A 13,425-nucleotide genomic window follows, 5' to 3' on the forward strand; every position below is an offset into this window, starting at 1 on the left:
GCCGGGCTGGACGAGCGGACCGCCACCCGGCGGCGCAGGCAGATCCTGACCGTCGGACTGGTCGCCGCGTTCATGACGCTGCTCGACGTCAGCATCGTGAACGTCGCGATCCCCTCGATCGACCAGGCCATCGGCGCCGACCCGAGCGATCTCCAGTGGATCCTCTCCGGCTACGCGCTGACCTTCGGGCTGCTGCTGGTCCCCGCCGGCCGGTTCGGCGACGCGCGGGGCCGGCGCAACGTCTTCATGCTCGGTCTCGCGCTGTTCACCCTGACCAGCGCGGCGGCCGGACTGGCCGAGTCACCGGCCTGGCTGATCGGCGCCCGACTGCTCCAGGGCGCGGCGGCCGGCCTGGTGAACCCGCAGGTGATCGGGCTGATCCAGCAGCTCTACCGGGGTGCGGCCCGAGGGCGCCCGTTCGGGATGCTCGGCGCCACCATCGGCATCTCCACCGCCGTCGGCCCGCTGCTCGGCGGCGCCCTGATCGAACTCGGCGGCCAGCACCTCGGCTGGCGGTTGGTCTTCTTCGTCAACGTGCCGGTAGGCATCGCCACGATCCTCTTCGCCTGGCGGCTGCTGCCGACCGGTCCCGGGCGACAGGCCAGCCGCAAGGGTCTCGACCCGGTCGGCGTACTGCTGCTGGGCGTCGGTGTCGTCCTGGTGCTGCTGCCGCTCGTGCAACGGCAGCAGTGGCACGGCCCGTTCAAGTGGCTGCTGATCCCTGGCGGCCTGCTGGTGCTGCTCGGCTTCGTCGGCTGGGAACTGCGCTACCGGCGTCACCGCGAACCACTGTTCGACCTGGCCCTGTTCCGGCTCCGGTCGTACTCGCTCGGCACCCTGATCGGGCTGCTCTACTTCGGCGGCTTCGTCGCGGTCTTCTTCCTCTTCACCCTCTATCTACAGAGCGGGCTGCGGTACAGCGCGCTGGAGGCCGGCCTGGCGATCACGCCGTTCGCGCTCGGCTCGGCGCTCACCGCCGGACTCGGCGGCCGGATCGTCGACCGGTTCGGCCGGCCGCTGGTCGCGGTCGGGCTGGCCACCGTCGCGGTCGGGCTCGGCGGGGTGATCCTGGCCCTGCACTTCGTGCCGGGGCACGGCGCGCCGCTGGCGACCGCCCTGCCGCTGCTCGTCGCCGGGCTCGGCAGCGGCCTGGTGATCACCCCCAACCAGAACCTGACGCTCTCCGAGGTGCCGGTCGGCCAGGCCGGCAGCGCGGCCGGGATGCTGCAGACCGCCCAGCGGATCGGCGCCGCCGCCGGCATCGCCGGAGTCGGCGCGATCTTCTTCAGCACCCTGGCCGCCACGCACGGCGGCTGGTCGCGGGCCTTCCGGGACGCCCTGCTGGCCACCATCGGATTCGTACTCGTCGCCCTGGTCGCGGCGATCGTGGACAGTTGGACCGAGCGGCCCGGCACCCCGGCCGGTCCCGGCCGCACCGGTTGACGGCTCCGGACGTCCGGGATCCCGGGCGCGGCGGTCGCCGACCGGCGTTCGTCGACCGGCGCCGGCAGGAGCGGCGCCGGTCGGTCAGGCCGTCTGGCCCGGGGTGAGCCAGCGGTAGCAGTCGGCGGCCTCCTCGGCGAGCCACCCGTGCACGCTCTGCAGTCCCCGGTCGTTGACCTGCGCGTCGTGGATGCCGTACGCCCGCTCGGGTGCGACGTCCCGGACGAAGTCGATCGCCTCGGCGGTCTTCAGCCACGACCCCTGCACCGGTACGAGCAGCGTCTCCACCGGCACCTCCGGCCGGTGCACGGAGTCGCCGGGATGGTAGACCCGCCCCTCGACCAGATAGCCGAGGTTCGGGCAGTCCGGCTTCCCGCCGTAGATCGTGGCGTGCCGGCCGCCGAAGGCGCGTACCCGGAGCCCGGCGGCGGTGAACTCCTGCCCGGGCGCGACGGGATGCACGTCGAGGTCCGGGATGTTCGCCCCGGCCGGGGCGTAGACGGGGACGCCGAGGCCGGCCAGCCGCAGTACGTCGATGTGGTCGGTGTGCTCGTGCGTGACCAGTACCGCGTCGGCACCCCGCAGCGCCGCCGGCTCGCTCCAGGAGCCGGGGTCGACGACGAGGACGGCCCCGTCGTGTTCGAGCCGTACGCAGGCGTGGGTGTACTTGGTGAGCCGCACCCCGGAGAGGGTACCGGCGACACACCCGAGCATGATCAGGGATTTGAGTGACGCAGATCACATATCTCGTCCACCCGGCCGGGTTCGACTCCTCCGCCAAATGTGTAAGCCACTGCGGATCTGCCGCACCAGCCGGGGAGGAACCCATGTCACGCCAACAGTTCGGTTTCGTCGCCGGTTTCCTCGTCGCGGCGGTGTGGGCCGTCGCCGGCTTCGGAGCGGCGGCGGGTGCCGTGCTCGCCGGCCTGGTCGGGTGGCTCGCCGTACGGGTGATCGACGGTGACCTCAACGTCGCCGGCCTGGCCGACCGGGCGACCGCCTCCCGGAGGCGCTGAGCGGGTGCCGGCCACCCGCACCCGACATCCACCGAGCAGCGGCAGGAGATGAGGACAGCCGATGGCTGACAGCAGGACCGCCACCAGGAACGACAACCGGAAGCAGGCCGCCGCGCCGGGACCGACGGCCACGCCGGACGGCGGCGGACCGCCCCGGGCCGAGTTGAGCACCGAGGCCGGCAAGACCCGCATCGCGGAGGGTGTGGTCGCCAAGATCGCCGGATTCGCGGCCCGGGAGATCCCGGGCGTTCATTCGATGGGTGCCGGTCTGGCCCGGCGGGTCGGGCAGCTCCGCGGCCTCGTCCCGGGCGGCAGCGAGACCATCCGGCAGGGCGTCTCGGTCGAGGTCGGCGAGCGCGAGGCAGCGGTCGACCTGGACATCGTCACCTTCTACGGCCAGAGCATCGTCGACGTCTCCGAGGCGGTACGCCGCAACGTCGTCGACCGGGTGCAGGCGATGACCGGCCTCCGGGTCGTCGAGGTGAACATCAACGTCGACGACGTCTTCGTCGAGGGCGACCAGGACGGCGACGGCGACGACCAGCAGCGGGCGCGATGAGCAGCCGGGCGACCGCCGACGCGGCTTCCGGGGCCGCCCCGGTCACGACCACGGACCGGAGCACGGTTGTCGGGAGGGTCCGGGACGCCGTACTCGCCGTCCCCGGGGTGTCCGGGCTGACCGCCGGCACCGGTGTGGAGGTGGCCACCCTCTTCCCCGGCGGCAAGATCGTCGGCATCCGGCTCGGGAACCCGGTCGAGGTGCACGTCGAGGTCGGTCCGGTCCCGATCGCCCCGGTGGCCGAGCAGATCCGGGTGGCGGTCCGCGCCGTACTGGCCGACTACGGGCAGCAGCCCTCGGTGGAGGTGGTGGTCGACGACATCGACCTGCCGGTACCGGTGGACGGGAGTTGAGGATGCGCCTGGTCAACCGGCTCGCCACCCTGCTGCTCGGCTGCGCGCTGCTCGGCGGTGGACTACTGCTGATCGTGGAGGTCTTCGCGGTGGCTCTGGACCGCGGGTCGGTGGCGATCGACCGGACGGGCTGGTACCGCACCCTGACCGGTACCCGGCTGGCGGATCCCTGGGTGCGGACCGGGATCATCGCCGCGGGTGTGGTCGGGTTGCTGATCCTGTGGGGACAGTTGGTCCGCTGGAAACCCGACCGACTGCCCGCCCGGTTCGCCGACGGCTGGCACCTGCAACGCCGGTCGGTGGAACGGCAACTGGCGACGGTCGCGAACTCGGTACCCGGAGTCGAGTCGGCGAGCGCCCGGGTCCGCCGCGAGGGCTTCGGCTGGCGGACCCGGATCCGGGCGGCCGGCGACGCCTCGGTCCGGCTGGCGGTGGAGTTCACGGTCCGACGCGAACTGGAGCATCTGGGTGCCTCTGCCCAGGACCATGTCGACGTGCAGATGATCCGGTCGGGCAGCCGACCCCGAACCGACGTGGCCCGGGTGGAGGGCTGATGCGCCGACGCGGGGAGCCGGCATGACGAACAGCACCATCCGGGTGCTCTGGACGGTGGTCGGCCTCGTGCTCACCGCCGTCGGCGTGGTGGGACTGATCGCCAGCCTCGGACATCTGGCCGGGGTCGACAACGGGGCGCCGCTGCTCTGGTCGGGACTGCTGCGTACCTGGCGTGGCATCGACCCGTGGGGTCTGGTCATCCTCGGCGTACTCGGGCTCCTCTTCGCCTGGCTCGGGTCGAGGCTGCTCGGCCGGGTACTCCGGGCCCGGCGCTACCCGGTGCTCGGCGATCTCGACCTGCGGTCCGTCACCGGTCGGACCGCGGCTGCCGGCCCGGCACTGCCCGGCGCCACCCGCGTCCGGGGCACCCGGCTGGCCCGGGGCCTCGAACGCGACCTCGCCCGGGACCCGCAGGTCCGCCGGGCATCGGTCACGCTGGCCGGTACGGCACCCCGGCCGGAACTCTGGATCGAGTTGCAGCTCAACTCCCGGGCCGGGCTGACCACCGTCCGGGACCATGTGACGACGGCGGTCGAGCGGTTCCGGACCACCTCCGGGCTGGCCCCGCGCCGGCTGGAGGTGACCGCCCGGATCGACGCCGCCAGCCCGGTCCGGGTGCACTGACGTCGCCCGGCGGCGCGCGTCAGCCGGAGCGCGGTTTCCGAGGACGCGGCCCGGTCCGGCCGGCGCCTCCGGTGCCCCTGCGGCGAGGGGTGAACCCGGCCGCTACCAGAGTGGGCGCAGCGGCGGCGGCTCGTCGCCGGCCAGGTGCCGTACCAGCCGGCTGAGTTCGGTACGCAGTGCGGCAAGGCCCTCGGCGCCGATCCCGGCGGCCAGTTCGGCCTCCAGGGTGTGCAGTACCCGGCCGGCGACGGCGAGGTGTTCGGTGGCCCGATCGGTCAACACGATCAGCCGGCGCCGCCCGCCGCTCGGATGCGGCTCGCGGCGCAGGTAGCCGCGCCGCTCCAGTTCGTCGACGAGTTGCCCGGCGGCCTGCTTGGTCACACCGAGCCGCTCCGCCAGTTCGGTGCCGGTGGCACCGCCGCCGCGCAGCGCCTGGAACGCCAGTCCGTGCACCGGGCGCAGGTCCGGGTAGCCGGCCTCGGCCACCCGCCGGACGAACTCGGCGAGCACCAGTTGGAAGCCCATCCCGAGCAGGAAGGTCAGCTCGGTACGGGCCAGGGGGTCGTCTGTGGTCACGACCCATCTTGACACGTATGAGTCAAGTTGCTTTACTCATGTTGCAAGTAAAGCTACTTGACTAGCGAGGAGACGACATGACGGTCGGCGGAGACGACATGATCGTGGTGACCGAGAGCGCGAACCGGACGACCCGTACCCCGGGGGGCACGATGTCCGGGCTCGCCGCGCCCAGTCAGGGCAGCGCGGAGCTGGCCACCTGGCGGGTCCGGATGGCTCCGGACGGCGCCGGACCGGTGCACGCGGTCGACCGGGAGCAGGTCTGGATGCCGCTGGCCGGGTCCTTCGCCGTCACCGTCGACGGTCAGACCCGGGTGGTCGGCGCCGGCCAGGCGGCGATCCTGCCCGCCGGGGTGGCCCGGCAGATCCGGGCCGGTGCCGAGCCGGCCGAGGCGCTGGTCTGCATGCCGGCCGGCGGGACCGCCACCGTCCCGGACGATCCCCAGCCCCGGGAGCTGCCCTGGGCCCGCTGAGTTCCGGGAACCGGCCGGTTCCCGCCGAGTGGCGAGAGCTGCCCGAGTTCCGCTGCGCACCGGAAACTGCCCGGTCGGCTGGGCGGCGGAGCACCCGGCCGTGGGAGGCGAACTCCGGCGCCGCGCCGGAATCCACCTGGTGCCTGGACCGGGTTCAGAGCCAGCCGTACCGGCGGGCGATGGCCACCGCCTCGTGCCGGTTGGCCGCACCGACCTTGCCGGCCGCCGAGGAGAGGTAGTTGCGCACTGTACCCGGCGAGAGTGAGATGCGCTGGGCGATCTCCTCGATCGGCGCGCCGTCCGCCGCCAACTCCAGCACGTCGGACTCGCGGGGCGTGAACGGGCTGTCCCCGGCGCTGATCGCCTCGGCGGCCAACTGCGGATCGACGTACCGGCCGCCGCCGTGGACGCTGCGGACCACGTCGGCGAGCACCTCGGCGGAGACCGTCTTCGGCAGGAAGCCGCGTACCCCCACCGAGAGCGCCCGCTTCAGGTGACCGGGCCGGCCATGGCTGGTGACGATCATCGTCTGACAGCCCGGCACCTCGGCCCGGATCGCCTCGGCGACCGCGATGCCGTCCAACTCCGGCATCTGCAGGTCGAGCAGGGCCACGTCGGGCCGCAACGCCCGGGCCAGCGACAACGCCTGGGTACCCGTAGCCGCCTCGCCGATCACCACCAGGTCGTCGTGCAGGCCGAGCAGCGCGGTCAGCGCGCCACGGATCAGGTGCTCGTCCTCGGCGAGCAGGATCCGGATCGGCTCCGACTGCGGCGGGCCCGGCTGGCCGGTCACGACCGCTCCCGCTGGGCCGGGGCGGAGCCGGGCGTCGCACCGGACGGCACACCGCCAGCCACCGGGAGGACAGGCTGCGCCCCGCCGACCCACGGCGAGACGGCCTGCGCCCCGTCGGTCGACGGCAAGATGGGCGACGGCGAGACGGCCTGCGCTCCGTCGGCCGACGGGGAGACGGGCGACGGGGAGACGGCCGACGGTGTCGCCGCGGCCAGCGGCAGCTGCGCGGTCAGCCGGAACCGTTCCGGGCCGGGCCGGCTGGCCGTCACCCGACCGCCGAGCGGCGCCAGTCGTTCGGTGAGCCCGAGCAGGCCGTTGCCGAACACGGGCGGGCCGCCCGGACGTGCCCCGTCGTTCTCCATCACCAGGGTGACCAGCGGCGCGCCGTCGGACGGATCGGAGGGGTGGCCGGCCCTGCCGTCGGCGGCCACGGCAGCGTCCGGCCCGGTTGCCGACCGCTCCCGGCGCAGCGAGACGACGCAGGTCAGCGCCTCACTGTGCCGCAGCACGTTGGTGGTCGCCTCCCTGACCACCCAACCGAGCGCGCTCTGCGCCTGCGGGCTCAGGTCGCGCCCCTCCCCCAGCACCCGGCACCGCACCCCCGCCGAGGAGAGCACGGCGCGGGCACCGGCCAGTTCCGCGTCCAGGTCGACGGAGCGGTAGCCCCGGACGACCTCGCGTACCTCGGTCAGCGAGTCCTGGGCGATCCGGCGCACCTCCAGCATCTCCTCCACGGCCCGGGGCCGGTCCCGTTTCGCCAACTGCGCCGCAAGCTCGCTCTTCAACGCCACCACCGAGAGGTTCCGGCCGAGTACGTCGTGCAGGTCCCGGGCGAACCGCAGCCGCTCCTCGGCGACCGCCAGCCGGACCTGGTTGCCCCGGGACCGTTCCAGTTCCCAGAGCACCCCGAGCATCCACAACGAGCACCGGAAGGTGGAGAGCAGCACGACGAAGCCGAAGAGGAGCATCCAGACCGACGAGAAGAGCAGCGCGGCCGGCGCCCCGTCGAGCAGCCCGACCAGCAGTACGACGCCGGCCAGCCCGACGGCCCCGCAGAAGGCGTACCGGGGCGGGGTCACGGTGCAGAGCGTGCCGAGGAAGTACCACAGGACCAGTACCGTCACCGGCAGCGTCCACCCGGCCGAGTCGGCCGGTTGCCGCGTCAGCACGTTGGTGGTCTCGGCGGCGACGATGGTGACCAGGGTCAGGCACCCGGTCGCCAGCACCAGCCGGGTGGGGCGCTCCCGGCGGCCGAGGAAGTGCTCGACCCCGGCCCGTACGGCGAGCAGGCAGAGCACCATGTGCGTGATGCCGAGGCCGACCACCACGACCCGGCCGGCCGTTGGCCACGCCTCGCCGGTCGCGTTGAGGAGCGCGGCCGGCTCGGTCAGCAGCACCACGTAGAGGGTGGCCCGGGTGACCAGGTCGAACCGTTCGGGCTGGCCGCGTCTGGTCCACCAGCCGATCAGCTCACGCATCCCGGGACCTCCCCTGTCCTCCGTCGGCCAGTGTCGCCTGCCGGGCTAGTGTCGCGGGTCCCAGCGGAACCAGTGGCGGGTCGCCGAGACACCCGCGGCCAGCCACACCAGTATGATCAGCGCCGGCCGCCCCGCCTCGGCCAGTACGCCGACGAAGTCACGCGGCGCGTCCGCTCCGGTGGTGCCGACCCAGCCGAGCCGGACCAGTTCGAGCACCGGAGTCAGCGGCAGCATCTGGAACACCGCGGCGATCCCGTCCGGCAGCGATTCCACCGGGCCGGTGAACCCGGAACCGATCATCGACAGCACCAGTACCGGCAGCGTGGTGATCTGCGCGGTCTCCACCGTCCTGGTGAAGCCCGACGAGGCGGCGGCGAGCAGTACGAAGACGGCACAGCCGGCCAGCACCGCCACGAGCAGCAGCGGCAGGTTGACCGGTACCGGCAGGCCGAAGAAGACCGTCGCCGCGACGACAGTGAGTACCACCTGGGCCAGGGCCAGCGCCAGGGCCGGTACCGCCGCGCCGACCAGGATCTCGGCGTCGGTGACCACCCCGGTCCGCAGCCGCTTGAGCACCCGCTCCTCGCGCCGGGCCACATAGGTGGTGACCAGGTTGTAGTAGACGACGTAGAGCAGCACGAAGCCGAACATGGTGGTGGCGAGCAGCGCCCCGGTGGAGACGTGCCCGGCACCGTCGATGAAGGTCGAGAAGAGTGCCACGGTGCCCAGCGGCAGCAGCAGCGCGGTGGTCGCGGCGGTCTTGTTGCGCAGCAGCAGAATCATCTCGGCCCGCCCGAGCGCGCCGATCCGGCGCAGGCTCACCGGGCCGGGCCCGAGTCGCCGGAGCCGGCCGCCACCGCCGGTCGCCTGGGTCGATGCCGTCATCGGACCTCCTCCTCGATGGGTTCCTCGGAGTGCGCCACCGCGAGGAACGCCTCCTCCAGGGACGCGGACCGGGCGTCCAGTCCGGCCAGTTCGAGGCCGCGCCCGTTGGCCCAGTCCAGCAGCGTGGTGAGCGCGGGTTGCAGCGCGTCGGTGTAGAGGGTCAGCCGGCCGGGGGCCGCAGCCGGCGCACCGGCCGGTGGCGGCTGGGCGCCGGGCAGCGCCGGCAGCTCCCCCCGGTCCAGCCCGTCCGGCAGTACGAAGCTGATCCGGGCCGGGTGCGCGGCCACCACGTCGGCGACGGTACCGGCGGTGACGATCCGTCCCCGGTGCATGATCGCCAGCCGGTCGGCGAGTTCCGCGGCCTCCGCGAGATAGTGCGTGGTGAGCAGTACCGTGAGGCCGTCGACGAGCAGCGCCCGGACCAACTGCCAGGTGTTGTGCCGGCTCTCCGGGTCCAGCCCGGTGGTCGGCTCGTCGAGGAAGAGCACCTCCGGCCGGCCGAGGATCGCCATGGCGAGGTCGAGCCGGCGACGCTCGCCGCCGGAGAGCGCCTTGACCTGGGTACGCGCCCGGTGGCGCAGGTCCACCAGTTCCAGTACCCGGTCGACCGGTTGCGGGTCGGGCAGCGTACCGGCCCACATCCGGGCGGTCTCCGTCACGGTCAGGTCGGCGGGGAAGCCGCCCTCCTGGAGCATCACGCCGGTGCGCGGCCGCACCGCCGCCCGATCCCGGTAGGGGTCCCGCCCGAAGACCCGGACCGTGCCGCCGCTGGGCCGGTCCAGCCCCTCGACGAGTTCCAGGGTGGAGGTCTTGCCCGCACCGTTGGTGCCGAGCAGCGCGAACAGCTCGCCCTGGCCGACCGAGAAGGAGATCCCGCGTACCGCCTCGAAGCCGCCGCTTCCGCCGTACCGTCGCCGTAGGTCGTCGACCTGGACGACGGTCTCCCGGTCGAACGCCCCGGTTCCCCGGTCGGTGGCCGTCATCGTCTGGTTCATGTCTCGATTGTTCGGGCCGTGGCTGGCCGGCGGCAGTGCCACCGCTCACCGCTTTCCGTGCGGCGCACCCGGCCGGGCCCGTGACAAATGTCAACCGGGTCCCCGCCGGCCACGACCGTCAACCGACCGTCCCGGTCAGGAAGCCGGGACGACCGGGACCGGTCGCGGTGGCCGGCTGGAGAGGTCGACCACCCGGGCGGTACCGACCGGCTCGTCGAGGGGTACGGCGGTGCTCTCGACCCGCGCCGAGTTCGGTACCGCCTCGGTCGGGCCCGCCGCCCGTTCCCGTACCCAGACCAGCAGGCCCAACTGGTCGCCGTCGCGGCGCTGCTCGACCCGGTCGATGCCGTCGGCCAGCGCCGACATCCCGACCCGGATCCGCAGTTCGCGGTCGGCGGGCCCCGGGCTGCGTTCGAGGGTGAGACTCAGCGCCGGCACCACCCGGGGCGGGGCCGCCTCGCCGCCCGGGTCCGCACCCGCGCACGCCGCCGGTGTTGCCACCACGGTCGAGAGGACGACCATGGCGGCAACCCGGCGGCGTACGGAACGCATCAGCTAAGGTTACGCACCGCTGCGTAGAGGTTCGACACCCCGTCACCGAAGTACGGTCCGTAGATCTGCGTCAGGTCGTTGCCGACGTGATAGCTGTTGACGCTGATCGTGTAGCCCGAGTCGCCGTTGAAGTCGGCCAGCCAGGCGCCACCGCTGCCACCGCCCTGGATGGTGCAGGCCAGCTTCAGGTCCCCGGTGATGATGTACCGCCGCGACGTCGCGCCGTCGCAGGTGATCAGGTCCTCGCCGTCGAACGGGGAGTTCAGCGGGAACCCGAAGTGCCACACCGACGGGGTGGTCGGTCCGTTGATCCGGATGCCCTGGCTGCCCGTGACGTCGGCGAGCCGCTGCCCGGCGTTCAGGTGCATCACCGCGACCCCGACGTCGTACGCCCGGTCACCGTCGTTGATCCAGCCGTTCAGCGACCAGAGTTCCCGGGCGGTCCAGGTGCCCAGCGGCCGGTCGCCGTAGTAGTAGTCCGGGATGAAGGTCCAGTTGGTGTTCTGCCAGGCACCGCCGGAGCCCTCGTGCACGCAGTGTCCCGCGGTGAAGACGGTGTTGCGGGCCTCGGTACTGACGACCACGCCCGAGCAGTGCCAGAGCCCGCCGTTGTGCTGGTAGAGCACCTTGCCGTTGGTCAGGGACACGAAGTCGTGCCGCCACGGCCAGGAGGTACCGGTCGGGCCCGCCAGCACGGCGGCGTCGCCCCGGGCGGCCTTGGCCGGGCCGGTAGCGACCTGGCCGTCGAGGCCGGTCGCGGCGGCGCGCGGCGGCCGTCCCGCCACGACGGTCTCTCCGAGTACGGAACTCTGCGCGGTCTTGCGGAGTTCGGCGAGCGAGACGCCGTTGTCGGCCGGCCGGGCCGCGGCGATGCGCTCCTTCGTCCAGAACCGGGCGAGTGCGGTCTCCGGAGTGCTGCCCAGCGCGGCAGCCTCCGGGCTGAGCCGGACCGACGTCGAGCTGACCCCGGCGGGATCCGCTGCCGGCGCGGCCGAGGCGCCCGCCGTCGCCGACGTCGACGACAGGACGGTGGCGGCCAGGATGACGATCGTCGCGGTGGTGGTCCGAAGAGATGGTCGTAGTCGCATGGATGTCCCATCTGATGCGAGGCAAATCAGGACCGGCTCTCGAGTGCCACATCGAAGATATCGAGGGGCGTTCATATTGTTCTGTCGCCTGAACGGCAGTGTCGGATAACTCCCCGGCCGCCGGCAGCCGGCGTGTCGGGACCGGCCGGATGGCGATGTCGGGTGAGTCGCCCCAATTCGGGGCAGGCGGGGAATCGAACTCTCGGGTATTGCCGCCGCGCCCCTGGATCGCCACGCTGCTCCTCGCGGATGAATGTCGTCGATGTGACGGCCGGCCCGACCGGGCGGCGACGACGGCGTCCGCCACCCGGGTAACGCCGATCGGCGGTAGCCGGGTGAACCGATCCGGTGACCCTGGGAGGACATGTGAACCGTCGTCTGCTGCACTGCCTCACCGGCGCCGTACTGGCCGCCGTCAGCGTGGTCGTACCCGCCGGAGCCGGCCCGGCCGGAGCCGCCGGACCAACCGGCTCGGCCACCGATCCGGCCCGGCCGCTCGCCGCGCCGGACATCTCGCTGGCCAACCTGAAGGCGCACCTGGCCCAGTTCCAGTCCATCGCCACCGCCAACGGCGGCAACCGGGCGCACGGCCGCCCCGGCTACCTCGCCTCGGTCAACCACGTCAGGGCCCAACTCGACGCCGTCGGTTACCGCACGGCGGTGCAGTCGTTCAGCTACAACGGCGCCACCGGATACAACCTCATCGCGGACTGGCCGGGCGGCGATCCCGACGACGTGCTGATGACCGGAGCACACCTGGACAGCGTGTCCGCCGGTCCGGGCATCAACGACAACGCCTCCGGCTCGGCGGCGATCCTCGAGGTCGCGTTGACGGTCGCCCGTACCGGGCTGGCTGCCCGGAAGCACCTGCGGTTCGCCTGGTGGGGTGCGGAGGAGCTGGGACTGCGCGGCTCGCAGTACTACGTCGACAACCTGCCGGCCGCCGAGCGGGCACGGATCGGCGAGTATCTGAACTTCGACATGGTCGGCTCGCCGAACGCCGGCTACTTCGTCTACGACGGGGACAACTCCGACGGCGTCGGCTCCGGCCCCGGACCGGCCGGTTCGGCCCTGATCGAGCAGACGATCCAGGGGTACTTCACCTCGATCGGGGTGCCGACCCGGGGTACCGACTTCGACGGCCGCAGCGACTACGGGCCGTTCATCCGGGTGGGTATCCCGGCCGGCGGCACCTTCACCGGCGCCGAGGGCATCAAGTCGAGCAGCCAGGCCACGCTCTGGGGCGGCACGGCCGGCGCCGCCTTCGATCCGTGCTACCACCGGGCCTGCGACACCGCGAGCAACATCAACGACACGGCGCTGGACCGGAACGCCGACGCGATCGCGCACACCGTGTGGACCCTCGCCGGTACGCCGATGCCACCGGGCAGCACGGTCTACGCCGACACCTTCGAGACGGCGACCGGCTGGACCGTCAACCCCGCCGGTACCGACACGGCGACCGCCGGCCAGTGGGTGCGGGCCGATCCGGCGGCCACCAGTTCGCAGGTGGCGACCCAGCTCGGCACCACCGTCAGCGGCAGCTTCGACCTGGTGACCGGAGCGCTCGCCGGTGGTGCCGCCGGGGACCACGACGTGGACGGTGGGGTGACCAGCGTCCAGTCGCCGCCGATCAGCCTGCCGACCGGCACGCTGACGCTGGAGTTCTCCTGGTATCTGGCGCACCTGAGCAACGCGAACAGCGCCGACCAGCTACGGGTGCGGGTCGTCGGCAGCAGCACCGGCACGGTACTCGACGTCGCCGGCACCGCCGCCAACCGGGCCGCCGCCTGGCAGACCGCGAGCGCGAACGTCTCGGCCTTCGCCGGGCAGAGCGTCCGGATCGTGGTGGAGGCCGCCGACGCCGGCAGGGCCAGCCTGGTCGAGGCGGCTCTGGACGACGTGCGGATCACCCGGAGCTGACCGAGCGGCCCGCCGGGTGGAACGGCCTCGCGACCGGCCCGGCGGGCCGCCCGAGCCGGCGCCTCGGCGAGCACCTGCCCCGGGTCGTGGCAGTCGGCGTGCAGGTGGCGGG

Annotated in this window: 16 protein-coding genes; 8 read left to right on the top strand and 8 right to left on the bottom strand. The window is 72.9% G+C overall.

Translation table 11 applies throughout. The features are described from left to right. The first annotated feature begins 72 nt into the window (after positions 1–72). Positions 73–1,443: an MFS transporter gene (locus V1634_RS13370; RefSeq protein ID WP_331208394.1), complete on the top strand. Its 1,371-nt coding sequence runs from the start codon at positions 73–75 to the stop codon at positions 1,441–1,443. Positions 1,444–1,527: 84 nt separating this feature from the next. Here V1634_RS13370 and V1634_RS13375 read toward each other — a convergent pair whose 3' ends face one another. Then, on the bottom strand, positions 1,528–2,124 hold the full coding sequence (locus V1634_RS13375; RefSeq protein WP_331208099.1) for an MBL fold metallo-hydrolase: 597 nt from the start codon (positions 2,122–2,124) through the stop codon (positions 1,528–1,530). Positions 2,125–2,270: 146 nt separating this feature from the next. Here V1634_RS13375 and V1634_RS13380 point away from each other — a divergent pair, with 146 nt between their 5' ends. From V1634_RS13380 to V1634_RS13400, 5 genes are all read left to right on the top strand, one after another. Next, positions 2,271–2,459, top strand: coding sequence for a hypothetical protein (locus tag V1634_RS13380; protein ID WP_331208100.1), 189 nt, complete (start codon positions 2,271–2,273; stop codon positions 2,457–2,459). Positions 2,460–2,520: 61 nt separating this feature from the next. Then, positions 2,521–3,018 (top strand): Asp23/Gls24 family envelope stress response protein, encoded by a 498-nt coding sequence (locus V1634_RS13385; protein ID WP_331208101.1) that lies wholly within the window; start codon positions 2,521–2,523, stop codon positions 3,016–3,018. Next, complete coding sequence (locus V1634_RS13390) at positions 3,015–3,371, top strand: hypothetical protein (protein ID WP_331208102.1); 357 nt, start codon at positions 3,015–3,017, stop codon at positions 3,369–3,371. The genes V1634_RS13385 and V1634_RS13390 overlap by 4 nt, the downstream gene beginning before the upstream one ends. A 2-nt stretch (positions 3,372–3,373) precedes the next feature. Further along, positions 3,374–3,925, top strand: coding sequence for a DUF6286 domain-containing protein (locus V1634_RS13395; RefSeq protein WP_331208103.1), 552 nt, complete (start codon positions 3,374–3,376; stop codon positions 3,923–3,925). Positions 3,926–3,947: 22 nt separating this feature from the next. Next, complete coding sequence (locus tag V1634_RS13400) at positions 3,948–4,550, top strand: hypothetical protein (protein ID WP_331208104.1); 603 nt, start codon at positions 3,948–3,950, stop codon at positions 4,548–4,550. Between the two features lie 102 nt (positions 4,551–4,652). Here V1634_RS13400 and V1634_RS13405 read toward each other — a convergent pair whose 3' ends face one another. Continuing rightward, positions 4,653–5,126 (bottom strand): MarR family winged helix-turn-helix transcriptional regulator, encoded by a 474-nt coding sequence (locus V1634_RS13405; protein WP_331208105.1) that lies wholly within the window; start codon positions 5,124–5,126, stop codon positions 4,653–4,655. 77 nt (positions 5,127–5,203) lie between these two features. Here V1634_RS13405 and V1634_RS13410 point away from each other — a divergent pair, with 77 nt between their 5' ends. Further along, positions 5,204–5,599, top strand: coding sequence for a cupin domain-containing protein (locus V1634_RS13410; RefSeq protein ID WP_331208106.1), 396 nt, complete (start codon positions 5,204–5,206; stop codon positions 5,597–5,599). A gap of 154 nt (positions 5,600–5,753) precedes the next feature. On the opposite strand, the gene V1634_RS13415 is transcribed toward V1634_RS13410, so the two are convergent. From V1634_RS13415 to V1634_RS13440, 6 genes are all read right to left on the bottom strand, one after another. Then, entirely contained in the window at positions 5,754–6,392 is a 639-nt protein-coding gene (locus V1634_RS13415; RefSeq protein ID WP_331208107.1) for a response regulator transcription factor, read from the bottom strand. Then, positions 6,389–7,870 carry a sensor histidine kinase gene (locus V1634_RS13420; RefSeq protein WP_331208108.1) on the bottom strand — a complete coding sequence of 494 codons (1,482 nt, stop codon included), beginning with the start codon at positions 7,868–7,870 and terminating at the stop codon, positions 6,389–6,391. Before V1634_RS13420 ends, V1634_RS13415 begins: the two co-directional genes overlap by 4 nt. Before the next feature lie 45 nt (positions 7,871–7,915). Next, the gene (locus V1634_RS13425; protein WP_331208109.1) at positions 7,916–8,755 is read right to left on the bottom strand and encodes an ABC transporter permease; all 840 of its coding nucleotides are present in this window, start codon (positions 8,753–8,755) and stop codon (positions 7,916–7,918) included. After that, entirely contained in the window at positions 8,752–9,750 is a 999-nt protein-coding gene (locus tag V1634_RS13430; RefSeq protein WP_331208110.1) for an ABC transporter ATP-binding protein, read from the bottom strand. Before V1634_RS13430 ends, V1634_RS13425 begins: the two co-directional genes overlap by 4 nt. A 135-nt stretch (positions 9,751–9,885) precedes the next feature. Continuing rightward, on the bottom strand, positions 9,886–10,302 hold the full coding sequence (locus tag V1634_RS13435) for a hypothetical protein (protein ID WP_331208111.1): 417 nt from the start codon (positions 10,300–10,302) through the stop codon (positions 9,886–9,888). Continuing rightward, positions 10,302–11,390 carry a trypsin-like serine peptidase gene (locus tag V1634_RS13440; RefSeq protein ID WP_331208112.1) on the bottom strand — a complete coding sequence of 363 codons (1,089 nt, stop codon included), beginning with the start codon at positions 11,388–11,390 and terminating at the stop codon, positions 10,302–10,304. The genes V1634_RS13435 and V1634_RS13440 overlap by 1 nt, the downstream gene beginning before the upstream one ends. 420 nt (positions 11,391–11,810) lie before the next feature. Here V1634_RS13440 and V1634_RS13445 point away from each other — a divergent pair, with 420 nt between their 5' ends. Beyond that, on the top strand, positions 11,811–13,313 hold the full coding sequence (locus V1634_RS13445) for a M28 family peptidase (RefSeq protein WP_407951785.1): 1,503 nt from the start codon (positions 11,811–11,813) through the stop codon (positions 13,311–13,313). The last annotated feature ends 112 nt before the right edge of the window (positions 13,314–13,425 follow it).

This window comes from Plantactinospora veratri (genome assembly GCF_036421995.1).
GTDB lineage: Bacteria > Actinomycetota > Actinomycetes > Mycobacteriales > Micromonosporaceae > Plantactinospora > Plantactinospora veratri.